Origin of the sequence: Streptococcus sp. FSL R7-0248 (assembly GCF_037967965.1) — a bacterium.
Classification (GTDB): Bacteria; Bacillota; Bacilli; order Lactobacillales; family Streptococcaceae; genus Streptococcus.
The window spans coordinates 1,899,179-1,918,772 of record NZ_CP150201.1 but is presented as its reverse complement, the minus strand read 5'-3'; the positions used below and the strand labels follow the sequence as shown (position 1 = coordinate 1,918,772).

The window sequence follows — 19,594 nt, the reverse complement described above, 5'->3', positions numbered from 1 at the left end:
ATAATATGAGAGAAAGTCGGGATGGATTTTCCCTCCGTCTGTAGAAAGGAGTGGCCGTAGCTTCTGGGTTAGGGCCTCTTAAAATATGCAAGATAAGTTAGTGATTCATGGAGCAAGAGCTCACAATTTAAAAAATATCGATGTGGAGATTCCACGTGATAAACTGGTAGTGGTTACGGGTTTGTCAGGTTCTGGGAAGTCATCCTTGGCTTTTGATACCATTTATGCAGAGGGTCAGCGACGCTATGTTGAAAGTCTCTCAGCCTATGCCCGCCAATTTTTGGGAAATATGGAGAAACCTGATGTGGACTCGATTGATGGTTTGAGTCCTGCCATCTCCATTGACCAGAAAACAACAAGTAAAAACCCTCGTTCGACGGTCGGAACGGCAACGGAGATTAATGACTATCTCCGTCTCCTTTATGCACGTGTGGGTGTCCCCTATTGTCCCAATGGTCATGGAGCCATTCAGTCGTCCTCTGTGGAACAGATTGTGGACGAGGTCCTAGCTCTTCCTGAGCGTACGCGTATGCAGATTTTAGCACCGATTGTTCGTCGTAGGAAAGGGCAACACAAGGCCGTTTTTGAGCGTGTACAGAAAGACGGTTATGTTCGTGTTCGTGTAGATGGTGAGATTTTCGATGTCACAGAAGTGCCAGAGTTGTCCAAGTCTAAGATGCATAATATCGAAGTGGTTGTGGACCGCTTGGTGAATAAGGAGGGTATCCGTAGTCGTCTCTTTGATTCGGTGGAGGCGGCCCTTCGTTTAGCAGATGGCTACTTGATTGTGGATACTATGGATGATAATGAGTTGCTTTACTCAGAGCATTATTCTTGTCCAGTTTGTGGCTTCACAGTACCAGAGTTGGAGCCGCGTCTCTTTTCATTCAATGCACCGTTTGGCTCTTGTCCGACCTGTGACGGTTTGGGTAATAAACTGGAAGTTGATATGGATTTGGTTATCCCTGATGCTAGTAAAACCTTGCGTGAAGGCGCTCTGGCGCCTTGGAATCCTATATCATCCAACTATTATCCAGCTATGCTTGAGCAGGCCATGGAGCAGTTCGGCGTGGATATGGATACACCATTTGAAAATCTGAAAAAAGAAGAACAGGATTTGATCCTCTATGGATCTGGGGACCGCGAATTTCACTTCCATTATGTTAATGATTTTGGTGGGGTGCGTGATATTGACATTCCTTTTGAAGGGGTTGTGACTAATATTAATCGTCGCTACCACGAGACCAATAGTGATTTCACTCGTAATGTCATGCGAGGTTATATGAATGAGTTGTCATGTCCAACTTGTCATGGCTATCGTCTTAACGAAGCAGCTCTCTCGGTTCGTGTTGGTGGTGAGAATGGCCTAAATATTGGTCAAATCTCTGATTTGTCTATTTCAGATCATCTTCAGGAAATTGATAGCCTGGAATTAGGTGAAAATGAAGGAATGATTGCCCGTCCAATTATCAAGGAAATCAAGGATCGCTTGACTTTCCTTAATAATGTAGGTCTTAATTATTTGACCCTCTCTCGTATGGCCGGAACCCTTTCTGGGGGTGAGAGTCAGCGTATCCGTTTGGCGACACAGATTGGCTCTAACCTTTCTGGAGTCCTATATGTTTTGGATGAGCCTTCTATTGGGCTTCATCAGCGTGACAATGATCGCTTGATATCAAGTCTTAAAAAGATGCGTGACTTGGGCAATACCCTGATTGTGGTGGAGCATGATGAAGATACTATGCGTGAGGCTGACTGGCTTATTGATGTGGGACCTGGTGCTGGTGCTTTTGGTGGTCAAATCATGGCCTCAGGAACCCCAGAGGAAGTTGCTAAGAACAAGAATTCAATCACCGGGCAATATCTGTCAGGTGCAAAATCAATTCCTGTTCCTCAGGAACGTCGTGTAGGTAATGGTCGTTTTATCGAGGTTAAAGGTGCTAGTGAAAATAACCTTAAGAATGTATCTGTCAAGTTTCCACTTGGAAAGTTGATTGCAGTCACTGGTGTTTCTGGTTCGGGAAAATCGACTTTGGTTAACGGAATTCTCAAGAAAAAGATTGCCCAAGAGCTTAATCGAAATAGTGAGAAACCTGGTAAACACAAATCAGTGACAGGAATCGAGTATATCGAGCGTTTGATTGATATTGACCAAAGTCCAATTGGGCGTACACCTCGTTCTAATCCAGCGACTTATACGGGCGTCTTTGACGATATTCGTGATCTGTTTGCCCAAACCAATGAGGCCAAGATTCGCGGTTACAAGAAGGGACGTTTCTCTTTCAATGTCAAGGGCGGCCGTTGTGAAGCCTGCTCTGGTGATGGTATTATCAAGATTGAGATGCATTTCTTGCCTGACGTCTATGTCCCTTGTGAGGTTTGCCATGGCACACGCTATAATTCTGAGACCTTAGAAGTTCGTTATAAGGGGAAAAATATTGCTGAAATTCTGGATATGACAGTTGATGACGCAGTTGACTTCTTTGCGGCTATCCCTAAGATTGCTCGTAAGGTGCAGACAATCAAGGACGTGGGGCTCGGGTATGTGACTTTGGGACAACCAGCAACAACCCTATCAGGTGGTGAGGCTCAACGTATGAAACTGGCTAGTGAGTTGCACAAACGCTCTACTGGGAAGTCCTTCTACATTCTGGATGAACCGACGACGGGTCTCCATACAGATGACATTGCTCGTCTTTTGAAGGTGCTTCAGCGTTTTGCGGATGATGGCAACACTGTTCTCGTGATTGAGCACAATCTGGATGTTATCAAGACCGCAGACCATATCATCGATTTGGGTCCTGAAGGCGGTGTCGGTGGAGGTACTATCGTTGCTACAGGGACTCCAGAAGAGGTAGCAGCCGTTCCGGAAAGCTACACAGGACAATATTTGAAAGAAAAATTGACATAAAGGAAAAAGGGCTCTCTGAGTCTTTTTTTGCTTTAGGCTGGTTTAAGTTGAGTTTGCTATTCTATGGTTAAGAAAAAAGATACAGGAGCCAGACTATGGTTAAAAAGCGTTTTTTTATAGGATTTAATGGTATTCTTCTAGCCTTATTTCTAGATATTTGTCTTTTAATTAGTATTCGTACAGTGGATCATCACGGCCATTTTCAATCAGCAACAGATAAATGGGAAACTTTGCTTTATGTTTTAGGAATTTATTTTAGTTTTCTCCTTTTTGAAGTAATTTTTTATCTTATTCTGAAACACCGTAGAAATAAACAAGTTTTGGAACAGGTCTTATAAAGGCCTGTCTTTTTGTGTTCAGTGGTAGTGACATTTATGTCACTATTTTTTTGAAAAGGGAGAACTTATAATGACCTTATACCCAAATCCACTAGGTCTCCAAGACGACTAAATCTTTGTATAGTCCAAGTGGTCATTGCTGTATTTATTTTTGAAAAGAAAGGAGAAATAAGAATGCGAACTAAGGCATATGGTGAAGAGCTCAATGCTGAAACCTTAGAAAATGTTACAGGGGGTGGTTTTGTATCTAAACCTCAAACCTTACCTGAACGATTGGGTTGGAACAAATGGTGGTTGAAAAGAAGACCTCCTTATGGCGATTAGAAGTTACCATGAGCACCAGATATGGGAAAGAGGAGTATGGATAAACAGAAGAATAATCTTATTAGAAGTTTAAGCATTGTTATCGTGATTGTCTGGCTATTTATTGTGATCATAAATGCTACACTAAGTTTCACCGAAGGCGTTGCCTTTATTGACCATTGTCTCGTTTGGTCAACTTTTTCACTAGCTTTTTCTTTGTTTGCGCTTAGAGTAGCGAGTAAGGATAAGGAGAAATGATTTTCTCTGCTGATTACTATAGCCTCAGGTTGAGCTTGCTTGCTTAGCCTTTTCTTTTTATCTTTATTCCTATGGGATGGTGACATCTATGTCACTATTTTTTATTTCGTTAAGCTCTTATAATGAAGTCATAGCTCGGACTTAGTGGCTAAAATATTAATATAAATAGAAAAAGGAGAGGAACATGGTAATTAGTGTCATGGTACCATTGCTTTTGTTAATTGGTAAAAAGTAAGATGTAACACAGTAAACAAATAAGGAGAATACATGAAGAAAATACAATTTATTTTGATGGCGAGTTTTGTTTTAGGTACTTGCCAGTTGGCGGTGCTTAGTGGAGCAGCGGATGAGTTAGATGTTAAGGAATCTACAGTCGAATTATCCAATAATTCTGTTGAGAATGGTGAAGTAGAGAATGTGGAAGTTTCTTCTGAAACAGCTTCTCAACAGGTAGCTGAGAAAGTTGAATCTATTAGTGAGACAAAGGAAAATTCGCTTCCTCAATCATTACAGACAGGAGTGGTTGAGACAGAAGTAAGGTCCGAAGAGATCTCGGTTGAAACTTATGAAAAGAATCTTGAAAACCTGAAGCCAGTCTCTTATAGTGATGTCACAAATATGTTGACTGAAGATGGCGGGGACCATATCCTTTATGTTGGCCGGCCAACCTGCTACTATTGTCGTCAAAATTCTCCGGTTTTGAAGGATTTCAATACCCTGATTGATGGTCAGCTTCTTTATTACAATACAGATTCAGATCAGTTGGACCGTGAGTCTCGTAAAATACTATTTGATAAGTTAGGAATTCCAGGGACTCCAAGTGTCATTCGTCTCAAAAATGGTCAATTGGTTTCTGGCTATCTTGGCAGTGCTCCAGATGCCCGAGCTATTTATCAGGCTGTTTTCAAGGAAGAAACTGAGAAAACAGAGGCACCAGAGGGAACAGAAGTAGTAGAGAAGGTGGAAAATCCCTTACCTGAGTCCCCTTCTGAAGATACTATCAAGGATAGTGATAAGGATGTAATTAATCATACTGAAGGGTCTGTTACTAGCCTAATGTCTCAAATTAAGCAAGTTTTTAGGAATCTAACAGATCTGCTTATAAGTCTTTTAGGGAAATTTATCTAACAGACTATTTTCTAAGTTGGAGAATAAAAGAATTTATCAAATATGATTTCATCTGACTTGGTCTAAGGTCATTTCTTCGTGTATCATAAGCGATTGGGCTAGTTATTTAAACAAAGAAAGGTAAATACATGACAGTACTAGCGGTGAAAGGCTTAACCTATAGTTTTGGAAAGCAAACCGTTTTGGATAATATCTCGTTCACGTTAGAGAAGGGGGATATTGCTGGTTTGATTGGTAATAATGGTGCAGGGAAGACGACCCTGATGAAACTAGTCTCAGGTATCTTGGCAGGACCCAAGGATATTATTGACTTAAAAACAAAAACTGTAGGAGCCTTGATTGAAGCTCCAGCTCTATATCCTAACATGACTGTTGAAGCTAACCTTAAATTCTATTGTAAATTGTACAGTAAGGATTACGCGTTAATTGATCGTTATAAGGACGAGTTGGAGGTGGCAGCCTATCTTAAACGCAAGGCTTCCAAATTGTCTTTGGGAATGAAGCAACGTGTGGGTTTATTTATCGCCTTAATTGCTTCAGATGAACTCATCCTTCTTGATGAGCCTACAAATGGTTTGGATCCTAATGGAATCAACAGTCTCCTCACATTAATTAAAAAGTTAGCTAAAAACCATGGTCTAACCTTTATTATCTCAAGTCATATCCTGTCTAATCTTGAACAGGTTTGTACGAAAAACTATTTGTTGAAGAATCATAAGCTAATTTACTTAGATGATAGTGATAATGTCAAATATAAGATTTATACTGAGGATTTAAGTTTGAAGTCATTAATGACCCTACTCAAATTAAATGGTATACCTTTTGAACGACAAAAGCATGACATCTTAGTCAAAGGGTTGGCAGCTGTTAAGCAGGTTATGGATCGGGAGGGGATTCCTTTTACTTATGAAAAAGAAGGATTAAGTGAGGTGCTATTCAATGAAAAGTAAATTGAGAACGGTATTTTTAAAGCAGGAATGTGTGACAAGGAGTGTCTTTATTTGTCTTGGATTGGTAGCATTGATTGGTGCAATTGTAATCTTATGTGATGGCTATAAGGGAGCTTACCTTGGGCCATCAGCGATTATTGCCAGTTATTCCTTTATCGTGGATATCGTCTTTGCTTATCTAGCAGTATCTAGTCTTGGACGAGAATTTCAGAATCGAACAATTAATATGATTCGGGTATCTTCCTTATCTGGATGTGAGGTCATTCTTCGAAAACTCTTAAGTTTCCTTGTGTTGTCTATAGTCGCCGCGACTATTTTGGTTTTAGAGTTAGCTTTTTATAAGTATTCTGTGCAACATGTCGATTTTCCTTTGTGGGATTATATCAGAAACATCTATATTGATTTTCTACTCTATGGAGCCTTTATTTATATGATTTCCTCTTTGCTTGTCTTGTTTGTGAAGAATACCTTAACGGCCTTTGTAACGGCTTATTTTGGAGTAACAGGAATGACTTTCTTTACACTCTATTTGGCTAGTTTAGGGGATACCATGACTAAGCTGATGACTTATGTGCCATTTAGTTTTATGCGAGCAGTCTTTACTAGTGGTCAAGAGTTCTTTAATCTTCGCGAAGCCTTTGTTTTGTTTGTTTGGACTTTGGTTTTGCTCCTTTTTATGCCAACTATCTACGAAAAGCGAGCCTTTGTGTAATGCTAATAAAGTCAGAGTTTGATCTGGCTTTTTCTTTATGACCTCAAAAAAACAATCTAAAATGTCAATTTAATCCTTTAAAATCTGAAAATTTGGTATAATTAACCTAAAATACCAAAGGAGTAATTCATAATGCAACGTAGACTTGAACGATTTGATGCCAAACTTGCCCAATCAGGCCTTGATGCCTTGTTGGTGACAGGACAAAACAATATTTATTATTTGACAGATTTCTGGGGGACAAATGCGACTGTCTTCATCACTAAGAGTCGTCGCCTCTTCTTAACCGATTCACGTTATACCCTCATTGCCAAACAATCCGTGCATGGCTTTGATATTATCGAAAGTAAGGACCCACTTAAGGATATTGTTAAAATTATCGAGGCTGATAAACTGGAAACAATCGGATTTGATAATCAGGTATCATTTGCTTACTATCAAGGTCTTCAAGCGATTTTTGAAGGCTACACTTTATCACCACAAAGCAACTTCATGGAAGAGTTGCGTATGATCAAGGACGAAAAAGAATTGGCAACTATCCGTAAGGCTTGTTCTATCTCAGACCGTGCCTTTACAGATGTACTTGATTTTATTAAACCAGGTCAAACAACAGAGCTACAAGTGGCAAACTTCCTAGATTTCCGTATGCGTGAGTACGGAGCTTCAGGGGTTTCCTTTGAGTCTATCATTGCTTCAGGTTACCGTTCTGCTATGCCTCATGGGGTTGCTTCAGAAAAGGTTATCCAATCTGGTGAAACCTTAACGATGGACTTTGGTTGCTACTACAACCACTACGTTAGCGATATGACTCGTACTATCCATATTGGAGACACCACTGATGAGGAGCGTGAAATTTATGATATCGTTCTACGTTCTAACCAGGCCTTGATTGACGCAGCTAAGGCTGGTATGACACGTCGCGACTATGATAAGGTTGCGCGTGATGTTATTGTCGAAGCGGGGTACGGTGACTACTTTACACATGGTATTGGACATGGTATCGGTCTTGACATTCACGAGATTCCTTACTTTGGTAACTCTGATGAGACTATTGAAGCTGGTATGGTCTTGACGGACGAGCCAGGTGTTTATTTGGCTGATAAATACGGTGTTCGTATCGAAGATGACATCATTATCACAGAAAATGGTTGTGAATTGATTACCCTTGCGCCTAAGGAATTGATTGTTCTCTAAGATTTGGAGGAATACTTTATGCCAAACCGTTTATCTTGGCAAGATTATTTTATGGCTAATGCAGAGCTGATTTCTAAGCGTTCTACGTGTGACCGTGCCTTTGTTGGAGCTGTTTTAGTCAAGGACAAGCGTATTATCGCTACAGGTTATAACGGCGGAGTTTCTGAGACTGATAACTGTAACGAAGTAGGCCACTATATGGAAGATGGTCATTGTATTCGTACGGTACACGCAGAGATGAATGCCCTTATCCAATGTGCCAAAGAGGGGATTTCTACAAAAAATACAGAGATTTATGTGACTCATTTTCCTTGTATCAACTGCACCAAAGCTCTCTTGCAAGCTGGTATTGTTAAGATTACATACAAGGCCAATTATAGGCCCCATCCCTTTGCGATTGAATTGATGGAACAAAAAGGCGTTTCTTATTTGCAACATGATGTTCCAGAGGTTCACTTAGGAATGGATGACTAGTTTGTTCTTTGAAAAAAGCCTGAGGATTGGGCTTGAATCTATAAAACATTTGAGCCATGCTATCATTTATGGTAAAATAAACTGATAATAATTTTTTACAAAGAGGTATTTAATAATGATTGAAGCAAGTAAACTCCGTGCGGGTATGACTTTCGTAACTAACGATGGCAAATTGATCAAAGTTCTTGAAGCTAGCCACCACAAACCTGGTAAAGGTAACACAATCATGCGTATGAAATTGCGTGATGTTCGTTCAGGTTCAACTTTTGATACTAGCTATCGTCCAGAAGAAAAATTTGAACAAGCAATCATCGAAACAGTACCAGCACAATACTTGTACCAAATGGATGATACTGCATACTTCATGAACACTGAAACATATGACCAATATGAAATCCCAGTAGCCAACGTTCAAGAAGAATTGAAATTTATCCTTGAAAACTCAGACGTAAAAATCCAATTCTACGGAACAGAAGTTATTGGTGTTCAAGTTCCAACAACTGTTGAATTGACTGTTACTGAAACACAACCATCAATCAAAGGTGCAACAGTTACAGGTTCAGGTAAACCTGCAACACTTGAAACTGGTCTTGTGGTTAACGTTCCAGACTTTATCGAAGCTGGTCAAAAATTGGTTATCAACACAGCTGAAGGTACTTACGTATCACGTGCCTAAGCCCAACTAAGTCTTTCAAACCACTGGTTTGAAGGCTTTATTTTCCAAACTAACGGAAAGGAAACATGCGATGACTACAGAAAATATCGGTGAAATTGTAATTGCCCCTCGCGTGCTCGAAGTGATTACAGGTATCGCTGCAACTAAAGTGGAAGGTGTTTATGCCCTTCAAAATAAAAATGTTACGGATAGTCTCAGCAAAACAAGCTTGGGACGTGGTGTTTACCTCCGAACAGAAGAAGATGGTACTGTAAATGCTGATATCTACGTCTCACTTCAGTATGGGGTTAACGTACCAGCGGTTTCAATCGAAATTCAAAAGGCTGTTAAAGCAGCTGTCTATGATATGGCAGAAGTGGCAATTTCAGAAGTCAATGTTCACGTTGAATCTATTGTTACTGAAAAGTCACAAAAACCAGACTTGGCTGAATTGTTTAACGAGGATTTTTTGAATGACTAATATCTTTAAAGATTCACGTCGTGACCTTCGTGAGCGTGCTTTTCAAACGCTTTTTGCCCTTGAATTTGGTGGAGAAGCTCTGGAACAAGCACATTTCGCTTACACTTATGACAAGCCAATTGACGAAGAAACTGAAGTTGATGTACCAGCCTTTCTCCTTAGCCTAGTAACAGGTGTCCGTGAAGAGTTGGCCCAACTTGATAGTCAAATTGAAGAAAAGTTGAAAGAGGGTTGGAGCCTCTCACGTTTGATTGTGACAGATCGTACTCTCCTTCGTTTGGGACTTTATGAAATCACGTCATTTGAAGAAACACCAGGACGTGTAGCTATTAACGAAATCATTGAAATCGCTAAAAAATATTCTGATGAAACATCTGCTAAGTTCATTAATGGTGTACTTAGTCAGTTTGTGACAGATGAAGCATAAGTAAAAGAAGTTGAGCGTTGTTTCAACTTCTTTTTTTCTACAAATGTAACAAGAAAAAAGTCGCAAGTGGAGATTTCTTGCGACTTTCATTTATATACTGCCACCAGCAATCAGACTCACTGGAAGTACATAATCACGATTAACTGTTTTGCCTTTAATTTTCTTGAGAAGAATTTCGACACAAAGCTTAGCAATTTCATCCAAAGGTTGTTGGATAGTTGCTAACTCTGGGTAGAAGTGACGGATAAAGGCGGTACCGTCATAACCGATGATTTTTAGGTCATCTGGGATAGAAAGTCCCAATTGTCTAGCTATCTTCATAACCAAGATAGCTGTTAAATCGTCCGAAACAAAGATGCCATCTGGTTTTTCACGAGAGATAATAGATTTGATTTCTAATTCTCGTCGCATGAGAGACAAATCGTTTGGAACAGGACAAATAATACCTTCCTTGTCCAATTCATAATTAAAACCTAGTTGACGAAGTCCTGTTGGAGAATCCGAATTATCATAGCCTGTAATCATGACAATGCGTTGACAGCCAGCCTTGACCATAGCTCTTGCGGCTAACTTGCCACCTTCAAAGTTGTCAGACGAAACAATAGGAATCTTTGGAGCGAGATTACGGTCGAAGGCAACGATGGGAGCTTCAACCTTCTCATAATCCTCAATACCAAGATTGTGACTAGACGAGATGATGCCGTCACATTGGTTGGCGGCAAGCATCTCCAAATAGTCTCTCTCCTTGTTAGGATCATGCTCACTATTACAAATAATGGTTTTATAGCCTTGCTTAAAGAGTTCATCCTCAAGACGTTCAATAAGTTCGGCATAAAATATATTGGAAATATTTGGGAAAATCAAGCCAACGAGTTTGGCCGACTTTCCTTGAAGACCTCGAGCTAAATTATTTGGTTTATAGTTGAGTTCTTGCATAGCAGCGTGAACTTTGTCAATGGTCTTCTGTGAGAGGTAGCCCTTTTTGTTTATGACGCGAGAAACTGTGGTTGGGCTCACACCAGCCAGTTCGGCAACGTCAGTAAGCTTTGCGACCATAAATCACCTTAGTATTTCAAGTCGAAGTAGTGTCCAGAAACGTTTCCTGACGTTACTTTGATACCAGTTTGTTCTGCACTTGGGAAAACACGACTAGTGAAGACTTTCTCACCTTTGTTGAAGTAAATTTCAACGATTGAGTTATCTACAAAGATGTTTGCTGTTGCAGCTTGACCGGCATCAAGTGTACATTCACGACTTGTTCCAAAGTCAGTAGCATATTGTTCACCAGCTTTAGAACGGTCAAGGATAACTTTTCCGTTCTCAGTATCAACAGTAAGTGACAAGCCCTTTCTTTCTTGGTCTGCGAAGAGGACAAGTTCTGTTTGAGTGTTAGCTTCAAAGTTAAGTTCAAGCTCGTAAGTGTTAGTTGTTGCCGTTTTTTCAGAGAAATCTTCTTGACTAGCACGTAAGCTTGTAATAGCTTCTACTGGGTATTGGTAGAGTTTACCATCTTTGATAGATAATTCTTTAACCAAGCTCATAGCACCTTGATAGTCGTATTTGTCAGTTGGATAGTCCACGTCTGGGAGACCAATCCAGCTAACAATAAGGGCACGACCATCAGGAGTGTTAAATCCTTGAGTAGCATAAGCTTCGAACCCGTAGTCCAAGTTAATAATTGGTGTGCCATCAACAAGGGCAGGTTTCTCAGGGTCGAAATCTTGGAAAATCTTATAAGTATTAGGGTAAATATTGCCATAGTCAAGTTCAGCTTTATCAAGACCTTGTGGGCTATAAAGAAGAACAGGTTTGGTATCTACAAAGACAAGGTTAGGACACTCAATCATGTATTCTGAGCCAGTGCCACCAAAGTCTAGGTCTCCAACTTCAACCCAGTTTTCGACATCATTATCAATAGCTTTGTAAAGTTTAATAAAACCTTGTTTATTGTGGTTTTGAGCACCTACGATAGCGTAGAATTGTCCCTTGTAATCGAAGATTTGAGGGTCACGGAAGTGCCCAGTAGCGTCAGCAGGTTGTTTGATAAGAACCTTGTCGAATTTTTCGATTTTGCCGTCTTTATCCATCCAAGCGCCGATTTGACGTGGGTCACGAATCCAGTTTTCATCACGAACGTTCCCAGTATAGAAGATAAAGAGTTTATCACCGATTTGATAAGCAGAACCTGAGTAGGCACCGTGGCTATCATTTTCATGGTCTGGCAAGAGTTTGACACCAGTTTCTGTAAAGTGAACCAAATCTTCAGTTTCAGTATGCACCCATTGTTTCAAACCATGAGCAGCTCCAAATGGCCAACTTTGGTAGAAAAGTTGGAACTTACCATTAAAGTAAGAAAAACCGTTTGGATCATTAAGAAGCCCTGTTTCTGGTTCGATATGGTAACTTGCACGCCAAGGTGATTTAGCGACATTTTCTCTAATCTTTGTTTTTTCTTCGTCTGTCCAATCTGCGTATGGACGGTAACGAACTTCTGTTGGTAGATTCATATTTAGTAATCTCCTAATCTATTTGTTAATAATATAGTAAACGTTTTACCTATAAAAATCAACGATTTATAACAAAAAATAAAAAAATATGCTAAACGGTTGACATATGGCAGAAAGATGCTAAAATAGTTATCGTAAAGAAAAGCTAAACGCTTTCATACCAAATTTTATTAAGGAGAATTTTGCAAATGGATAACAAACAAATTGCAAAAGAAGTCATCGATGCCCTCGGTGGACGTGAAAACGTCAACAGTGTTGCTCACTGTGCGACTCGTCTACGTGTGATGGTCAAAGATGAAAACAAAATCAATAAAGAAAAGGCTGAGAACATTGAAAAAGTTCAAGGTGCTTTCTTTAACTCAGGTCAATACCAAATGATTTTTGGTACAGGTACTGTTAACAAGATTTACGACGAAGTCGTTGCTCAAGGTCTTCCAACAGCATCTAAAGACGAACAAAAAGCAGAAGCTGCTAAACAAGGTAACTGGTTCCAACGTGCTATCCGTTCATTCGGTGACGTTTTCGTTCCATTGCTTCCAGCAATCGTAGCGACTGGTCTTTTCATGGGTATCCGTGGAGCAATCAATAACGATACAGTTCTTGGTTTGTTCGGTACAACATCAAAAGCTTTTGCTGCTACTGATTTCTATACTTACACAGTTGTATTGACAGATACAGCCTTCGCCTTCTTCCCAGCCTTGATTTGTTGGTCAGCCTTTAACGTATTTGGTGGTTCACCACTTCTTGGTTTGGTTCTTGGTTTGATGATGGTTAACAACGCCCTTCCTAACGCTTGGGATGTTGCATCAGGTGCTGCTAAACCAATTTACTTCTTTGATTTTATTCCAGTAGTAGGTTACCAAAACTCAGTGCTTCCAGCCTTCTTCGTAGGTTTGCTTGGTGCTAAGTTCGAGCAATGGGTTCGTAAATGGGTTCCAGACGTTCTTGACCTTCTCTTGCGTCCACTTATCGTCTTCGCAGTAATGTCAGCTTTGGCCCTCTTTATCATTGGTCCTGTCTTCCATACTGTTGAAAGCTATGTTCTTGCTGCTACAGAATGGATTCTTAACTTGCCATTTGGTCTTGCTGGTCTTGTTCTTGGTGGAGTTCACCAAGTTATCGTCGTTACAGGGGTTCACCACGTCTTTAACTTGCTTGAAGCTAACCTCATTGCTAATACTGGTAAAGACCCACTTAACGCTATCATCACAGCTGCTATGACTGCCCAAGCTGGTGCGACACTTGCAGTGGGTGTTAAAACTAAAGATGCTAAATTGAAAGCACTTGCTTTCCCTGCAACTCTTTCAGCGGTACTTGGTATCACTGAACCAGCTATCTTCGGGGTTAACCTTCGTTTCGGTAAACCATTTATCATGGGTCTTATCGCTGGTGCTGCTGGTGGTTGGTTGGCCTCAATCCTTAACCTCGCTGGTACAGGATTTGGTGTAACAATCGTTCCTGGTACTCTTCTTTACCTTAACGGTCAAGTGCTTAAGTATGTGATCATGGTACTTGTAACACTTGCTCTTGGTTTTGCTCTTACTTGGATCTTCGGTTACAAAGAGGAAGAAGTTGAAGCTCAAAAAGAAGTTGTTGCTGAAGATATTGCATCTGCAGAATCAGCTCCAGTTGCATTGCAAGCCGAAACAATCGCTGCACCACTTAAAGGTGAAGTTGTAGCTTTGGAAAATGTTAATGACCCAGTCTTCTCATCAGGAGCTATGGGTAAAGGTGCCGCTATTAAACCTTCAGGAAACCAAGTAGTCGCACCATTTGATGGTGAAGTGCAAATCGCCTTCCCAACAGGTCACGCTTACGGTCTTAAATCTGATAAAGGTGCTGAAGTGCTTATCCACATCGGTATCGACACTGTCTCACTTGACGGTAAAGGATTTGATGCTAAAGTTCAAGCAAATCAACGTATTAAAAAAGGTGATGTCTTGGCTACCTTCGATAGCTCAGTAATCACTGAAGCAGGTCTTGACGATACAACTATGGTTATCGTTACAAACACTGCAGACTTCGAAGATGTTTCATCAGTAGCGAATGGTTCAGTTGCTGAAGGTGCAGACTTCATCGCAGTTAAATAATAAGCTAGAAAAGTCGAAGCCAATTCGGCTTTTTTAGTTAAATGGCTCATAAAGAAAAGTATGAAGCAGAGTAGTCTGTACCTCCTTAAACAAGGTCTCATTTAGATTGTCTTTTGCCTAGCTTTTATTTATAATAGTATAAATAGTTATTATTGATCATAAAAGGAGATAGCTTTACCTATGGCTAAACTTTACGGAAGCTTGGAAGCTGGTGGTACAAAATTTGTTTGTGCTGTTGGTGATGAAAATTTCCAAGTCGTTGAAAAAACTCAATTCCCAACAACTACACCTTACGAAACAATTGACCGTACGATTGAATTTTTCAAACGTTATGAAGATCAATTGGCTGGAATTGCAATTGGTTCATTTGGACCAATTGATGTTGATCCAAACTCTGAAACATATGGTTTTGTGACTTCAACACCAAAACCACATTGGTCAAATGTCGACCTTCTTGGTTTGATTGCTAAAGAGTTTAATATTCCTTTCTACTTTACGACTGATGTTAACTCATCTGCTTATGGTGAGACACTTGTTCGTAAAGGTGTTAAGAGTCTTGTTTACTACACTATCGGAACTGGTATTGGAGCCGGTGCTATTCAAAATGGTGAGTTCATTGGTGGTATGGGTCACACTGAAGCTGGTCACGTATATGTACCTCTTCACCCAAATGATGTTTCCAATGAATTTAACGGAACTTGTCCATTCCACCGTGGGTGTTTGGAAGGTTTGGCTGCTGGACCATCACTCGAAGCTCGAACAGGTATTCGTGGTGAATTGATTGATCAGCACTCTGACGTTTGGGACGTCCAAGCTTACTACATTGCTCAAGCTGCTGTCCAGGCAACTGTGCTCTACCGTCCAGAAGTTATCGTCTTTGGGGGTGGTGTTATGGGACAAGAACACATGCTTCGTCGTGTCCGTGAAAAATTCACAGCTCTTTTGAATGGTTACCTTCCAGTACCAGACGTGACTGAGTATATTGTGACACCTGCTGTTTCAGGTAATGGCTCTGCGACACTTGGTAACTTTGCACTTGCCAAAGATGTAGCTGACAAACACTCACGCAAATAAGCAAAATATGTAAAATCGCTTTAAGACATGATCTTAAGGCGTTTTGCTCTATACAGGAGGATGTAATGGAACCTTTATTTTTAGATTCGCCAATGCATGAAAAAATCTGGGGAGGTAATCGACTTAAGACAGAGTTTGGTTACGATATTCCCAGTGAACACACTGGTGAATACTGGGCAATTTCTGCCCATCCTAATGGTGTATCCTATGTCAAAAACGGGAAGTATGCTGGTTTTCATCTGGCAGAACTTTACAAGGATAAACCAGAACTTTTTGGAAATCCCAAGACTAGTGTTTTTCCTTTGTTGACAAAGATTTTGGACGCTAATGACTGGCTCTCAGTACAAGTACACCCTGATGATGCTTATGGACTAGAGCATGAAGGTGAGCTAGGAAAGACAGAATGTTGGTATATTATTGATGCTGAAGAGGGTGCAGAGATTATTTATGGTCACAAGGCTAAGACCAAGGAAGAATTGGCGTCCTTAATTGAAGCAGGTGATTGGGACGGACTTTTGTCGAAAACTCCTGTTAAAAAAGGTGACTTTTTCTTTGTACCAAGTGGTACCATGCATGCTATTGGTCCAGGTATCCTGATCTTAGAGACTCAACAATCTAGCGACACCACTTACCGTGTCTATGATTTTGATCGTAGGGATGATCAGGGCAATAAACGTGAGCTTCATATTCAACAGTCTCTTGATGTCTTGAATTTAGGGGACCCAGAAAATAGTGTCCCAGTAACTGTTAAGACCTTGCAATTAGAGTCGACTTGTTTGACATCAAACTCCTTCTTCACCGTATATAAATGGAAACTCAGTGGCTTGGTTGACTTCAAGCAATCAGCTCCTTATTTGCTTTGTTCAGTACTTTCTGGCAATGGGACTATGACTATCGATTCACGCATTTATTGTCTAAAAAAAGGTGATCACTTCATTCTTCCAAATGATGTGACAGATTGGGAAATTGATGGACAATTGGAGATGATTGTCAGTCACCCTAACGAGGCTTAAGTATGAGTAATGAAAAAGTTTTAGCTGCACTATTTGAGCGTATTGAAATCGGCAAATCCTATTATTTTGAGGGAGCTTACTATCGTCTGAAAGATTATGGAGATCACATTTATGGCTTACAACGGGCCATTCCGGGTATGTGCGGTGAAAAAACGGCCTCCCCTAGCATCAAATTTTACTGGAAAAATGGTGTCTTGGACTATCAATTCTACGTTGATTTTGAAGCTAGCCCTATGATAATGAAGGCCTATAGTAGCACCGACCATGTCTTCTTTGAGCAGGCTTTTGAAAATCTCTTGCATGATTTTGAGGATATCCTAGAGAGCCAAGAGAACTCTAAGAAGTAGTTTTAAAGCATTATTGTCGATATTTTCAGTGAATCTAATAAAAAAGTTTTCGTTTATTTGCAAATCCATTGTGAAAGCCCTTAAACTAGGGCTTTTTTCTTTGTCAATCCTTGAGTGATTTCTTGTTTAAAGGGGGCTTTTGTGGTAAAATATGGAGATAAAGACTGTCGAAAGGAAAAAAGATGGCAAATATATTACGCAAAATCATTGAAAATGATAAAGGCGAAATTAAGAAACTAGAAAAAACTGCCAAGAAAGTCGAGAGCTATGCTGATGCAATGGCGGCTCTTTCAGATGAAGAACTTCAGGCAAAAACAGAAGAATTTAAAAAACGATATCAAAACGGAGAAAGCCTAGACCAACTCTTGCCAGAGGCATTTGCAGTTGTTCGTGAAGGGGCAAAACGTGTTCTTGGACTTTTCCCATATCGTGTGCAAATCATGGGTGGTATTGTTCTTCACCATGGTGACGTCCCAGAGATGCGTACAGGGGAAGGGAAAACCCTGACTGCGACAATGCCTGTTTACCTAAATGCTATTTCAGGTGAAGGTGTGCACGTTATCACCGTTAACGAATACCTTTCAGAGCGTGATGCAACTGAAATGGGTGAGCTTTATAGTTGGCTTGGTTTGTCAGTAGGGATTAACCTTTCAGCCAAATCACCAGCTGAAAAACGTGAAGCTTATAACTGTGATATCACTTACTCAACCAACTCAGAGGTAGGTTTCGACTATCTTCGTGATAACATGGTTGTTCGTAAGGAAAACATGGTACAACGTCCATTGAACTATGCCTTGGTCGATGAGGTTGACTCAGTTCTTATCGACGAAGCTCGTACACCATTGATTGTATCAGGTCCTGTAAGTTCAGAAACTAATCAGTTATATCACCGTGCGGATGCCTTTGTTAAGACCTTGACAGAGGATGATTATGCCATTGATATTCCAACGAAAACGATTGGTTTGAATGACTCAGGTATTGACAAGGCTGAAGAATTCTTCAACTTGGACAACTTATACGATATTGACAATGTTGCCTTGACTCACTATATTGACAACGCCCTTCGTGCCAACTACATCATGTTGCATGATATTGACTATGTGGTCAGTCCTGAGCAAGAAATTCTTATCGTTGACCAATTTACAGGTCGTACCATGGAAGGTCGTCGTTTCTCAGATGGACTCCACCAAGCCATTGAGGCAAAAGAAGGTGTACCAGTTCAAGAAGAAACGAAGACATCTGCCTCAATCACTTACCAAAATATGTTCCGTATGTACAAGAAATTGTCAGGGATGACTGGTACTGGTAAAACTGAGGAAGATGAATTCCGTGAAATTTACAACATGCGAATCATTCCGATTCCAACTAACCGTCCAATTCAACGTATTGACCACGATGACCTTCTTTACCCTACCTTGGATGCTAAATTCCGCGCTGTGGTACAAGATGTTAAACGTCGTTATGAAAAGGGACAGCCAGTCCTTGTTGGTACGGTTGCCGTTGAAACATCTGACTTGATTTCTAAGATGTTGGTTGAAGCAGGTATTCCTCATGAAGTGCTTAATGCCAAGAACCACGAAAAAGAAGCGCATATTATCATGAATGCGGGTCAACGTGGTGCCGTTACGATTGCGACCAACATGGCCGGTCGTGGTACCGACATCAAACTTGGTGAAGGTGTTCTTGACCTTGGTGGACTCTGTGTCATTGGTACAGAGCGTCACGAAAGCCGTCGTATCGATAACCAGTTGCGTGGTCGTGCGGGACGTCAAGGGGACCCAGGGGAATCTCAATTCTACCTTTCACTTGAAGACGAATTGATGCGTCGTTTCGGTTCTGATCGTATCAAACAAGTCTTGGAACGTTTGAATGCTGATGATGAAGATATTGTTATCAAATCACGTATGTTGACACGCCAAGTGGAAGCGGCTCAAAAACGTGTCGAAGGAAATAACTACGATACTCGTAAACAAGTCCTTCAGTACGATGACGTTATGCGTGAACAACGTGAAATCATCTACGCTGAGCGTTATGATGTTATCACAGCGGAACGTGACCTTGAACCTGAGATTAAGGCTATGATTACGCGTACGATTAACCGTACAGTAGATGGTCACAGCCGCAATGATCAAGAGGAAGCTCTTAAAGGTATTTTGAACTTTGCTCGTCAGGCTTTGGTTCCTGAGAATGCCATCTCACTTGAAGATTTACAAGAAGTGGGAGAGGTAACGAAACGTAGTGTTAATTATGACGCTATTAAAGTTTACTTGAATGAGTTAGCAGATGATGTTTATGATCGTCAAATCAAGAAATTGCGTTCAGAGGAAGCTATCCGTGAATTCCAAAAAGTCTTGATTTTGATGGTTGTTGATAACAAGTGGACGGACCACATCGATGCCCTAGATCAATTACGTAATGCCGTTGGTTTGCGTGGTTATGCACAAAACAACCCAATCGTTGAGTATCAATCTGAAGGGTTCAAGATGTTCCAAGATATGATTGGGGCAATTGAATATGATGTGACACGTACAATGATGAAAGCACAAATTCATGAACAATCTCGTGAAAATGTGAATGAACGTGTTTCGACAACAGCAACAGGCAATATCCAGGCCCACCAAGCAGATGCTAATGGTCAAGAAATTGACTTTAGTAAAGTTGGTCGTAATGACTTCTGTCCATGTGGCTCTGGTAAGAAATTTAAAAATTGTCACGGTCGTAAACAATTTTAG

At 40.5% G+C, this 19,594-nt stretch carries 19 protein-coding genes; 17 read left to right on the top strand and 2 right to left on the bottom strand.

Annotated features, from left to right (window positions below):
* Positions 1 to 85 precede the first annotated feature (85 nt).
* The 12 genes from uvrA (at position 86) to nusB (ending at position 9,831) form a co-directional block, all read left to right on the top strand.
* The gene (gene uvrA / locus NYE32_RS08740) at positions 86 to 2,911 is read left to right on the top strand and encodes an excinuclease ABC subunit UvrA (protein WP_073949518.1); all 2,826 of its coding nucleotides are present in this window, start codon (positions 86 to 88) and stop codon (positions 2,909 to 2,911) included.
* A 95-nt stretch (positions 2,912 to 3,006) separates the two neighbouring features.
* Positions 3,007 to 3,249 (top strand): DUF3923 family protein, encoded by a 243-nt coding sequence (locus NYE32_RS08735; protein WP_037602605.1) that lies wholly within the window; start codon positions 3,007 to 3,009, stop codon positions 3,247 to 3,249.
* Positions 3,250 to 3,423: 174 nt separating this feature from the next.
* Positions 3,424 to 3,573 (top strand): hypothetical protein, encoded by a 150-nt coding sequence (locus tag NYE32_RS08730; protein ID WP_171966959.1) that lies wholly within the window; start codon positions 3,424 to 3,426, stop codon positions 3,571 to 3,573.
* 36 nt (positions 3,574 to 3,609) lie between these two features.
* Positions 3,610 to 3,810, top strand: coding sequence for a hypothetical protein (locus tag NYE32_RS08725; RefSeq protein WP_037602602.1), 201 nt, complete (start codon positions 3,610 to 3,612; stop codon positions 3,808 to 3,810).
* Positions 3,811 to 4,077: 267 nt separating this feature from the next.
* Positions 4,078 to 4,938, top strand: a complete 861-nt coding sequence (locus NYE32_RS08720) for a thioredoxin family protein (protein ID WP_070437967.1) — start codon at positions 4,078 to 4,080, stop codon at positions 4,936 to 4,938.
* A 128-nt stretch (positions 4,939 to 5,066) separates the two neighbouring features.
* Positions 5,067 to 5,888, top strand: a complete 822-nt coding sequence (locus tag NYE32_RS08715; protein WP_037599087.1) for an ATP-binding cassette domain-containing protein — start codon at positions 5,067 to 5,069, stop codon at positions 5,886 to 5,888.
* Entirely contained in the window at positions 5,878 to 6,600 is a 723-nt protein-coding gene (locus tag NYE32_RS08710) for a hypothetical protein (protein ID WP_247924742.1), read from the top strand. Before NYE32_RS08715 ends, NYE32_RS08710 begins: the two co-directional genes overlap by 11 nt.
* 132 nt (positions 6,601 to 6,732) lie before the next feature.
* Positions 6,733 to 7,794, top strand: a complete 1,062-nt coding sequence (locus NYE32_RS08705) for a Xaa-Pro peptidase family protein (RefSeq protein WP_070437964.1) — start codon at positions 6,733 to 6,735, stop codon at positions 7,792 to 7,794.
* Between the two features lie 18 nt (positions 7,795 to 7,812).
* Positions 7,813 to 8,268: a deaminase gene (locus NYE32_RS08700; RefSeq protein ID WP_002884736.1), complete on the top strand. Its 456-nt coding sequence runs from the start codon at positions 7,813 to 7,815 to the stop codon at positions 8,266 to 8,268.
* Between the two features lie 115 nt (positions 8,269 to 8,383).
* Complete coding sequence (efp, locus tag NYE32_RS08695; RefSeq protein WP_002891830.1) at positions 8,384 to 8,944, top strand: elongation factor P; 561 nt, start codon at positions 8,384 to 8,386, stop codon at positions 8,942 to 8,944.
* 70 nt (positions 8,945 to 9,014) lie between these two features.
* Complete coding sequence (locus tag NYE32_RS08690) at positions 9,015 to 9,404, top strand: Asp23/Gls24 family envelope stress response protein (protein ID WP_002884704.1); 390 nt, start codon at positions 9,015 to 9,017, stop codon at positions 9,402 to 9,404.
* Complete coding sequence (gene nusB / locus NYE32_RS08685) at positions 9,397 to 9,831, top strand: transcription antitermination factor NusB (protein ID WP_002884506.1); 435 nt, start codon at positions 9,397 to 9,399, stop codon at positions 9,829 to 9,831. Before NYE32_RS08690 ends, nusB begins: the two co-directional genes overlap by 8 nt.
* A gap of 90 nt (positions 9,832 to 9,921) precedes the next feature.
* Here nusB and NYE32_RS08680 read toward each other — a convergent pair whose 3' ends face one another.
* Entirely contained in the window at positions 9,922 to 10,887 is a 966-nt protein-coding gene (locus tag NYE32_RS08680; RefSeq protein ID WP_070437958.1) for a LacI family DNA-binding transcriptional regulator, read from the bottom strand.
* Positions 10,888 to 10,895: 8 nt separating this feature from the next.
* Complete coding sequence (locus tag NYE32_RS08675) at positions 10,896 to 12,338, bottom strand: sucrose-6-phosphate hydrolase (protein ID WP_070437955.1); 1,443 nt, start codon at positions 12,336 to 12,338, stop codon at positions 10,896 to 10,898.
* A gap of 188 nt (positions 12,339 to 12,526) precedes the next feature.
* Between NYE32_RS08675 and NYE32_RS08670 the strand changes: the two genes are divergently transcribed.
* From NYE32_RS08670 to secA, 5 genes are all read left to right on the top strand, one after another.
* Positions 12,527 to 14,428: a sucrose-specific PTS transporter subunit IIBC gene (locus tag NYE32_RS08670; protein ID WP_139723691.1), complete on the top strand. Its 1,902-nt coding sequence runs from the start codon at positions 12,527 to 12,529 to the stop codon at positions 14,426 to 14,428.
* 180 nt (positions 14,429 to 14,608) lie between these two features.
* Positions 14,609 to 15,502 carry a fructokinase ScrK gene (scrK, locus tag NYE32_RS08665; protein ID WP_004183453.1) on the top strand — a complete coding sequence of 298 codons (894 nt, stop codon included), beginning with the start codon at positions 14,609 to 14,611 and terminating at the stop codon, positions 15,500 to 15,502.
* Between the two features lie 65 nt (positions 15,503 to 15,567).
* Positions 15,568 to 16,515, top strand: coding sequence for a mannose-6-phosphate isomerase, class I (gene manA / locus NYE32_RS08660; RefSeq protein WP_070437949.1), 948 nt, complete (start codon positions 15,568 to 15,570; stop codon positions 16,513 to 16,515).
* A 2-nt stretch (positions 16,516 to 16,517) separates the two neighbouring features.
* Positions 16,518 to 16,862, top strand: a complete 345-nt coding sequence (locus NYE32_RS08655; protein WP_241672425.1) for a hypothetical protein — start codon at positions 16,518 to 16,520, stop codon at positions 16,860 to 16,862.
* Positions 16,863 to 17,044: 182 nt separating this feature from the next.
* The gene (secA, locus tag NYE32_RS08650) at positions 17,045 to 19,594 is read left to right on the top strand and encodes a preprotein translocase subunit SecA (protein ID WP_004183450.1); all 2,550 of its coding nucleotides are present in this window, start codon (positions 17,045 to 17,047) and stop codon (positions 19,592 to 19,594) included.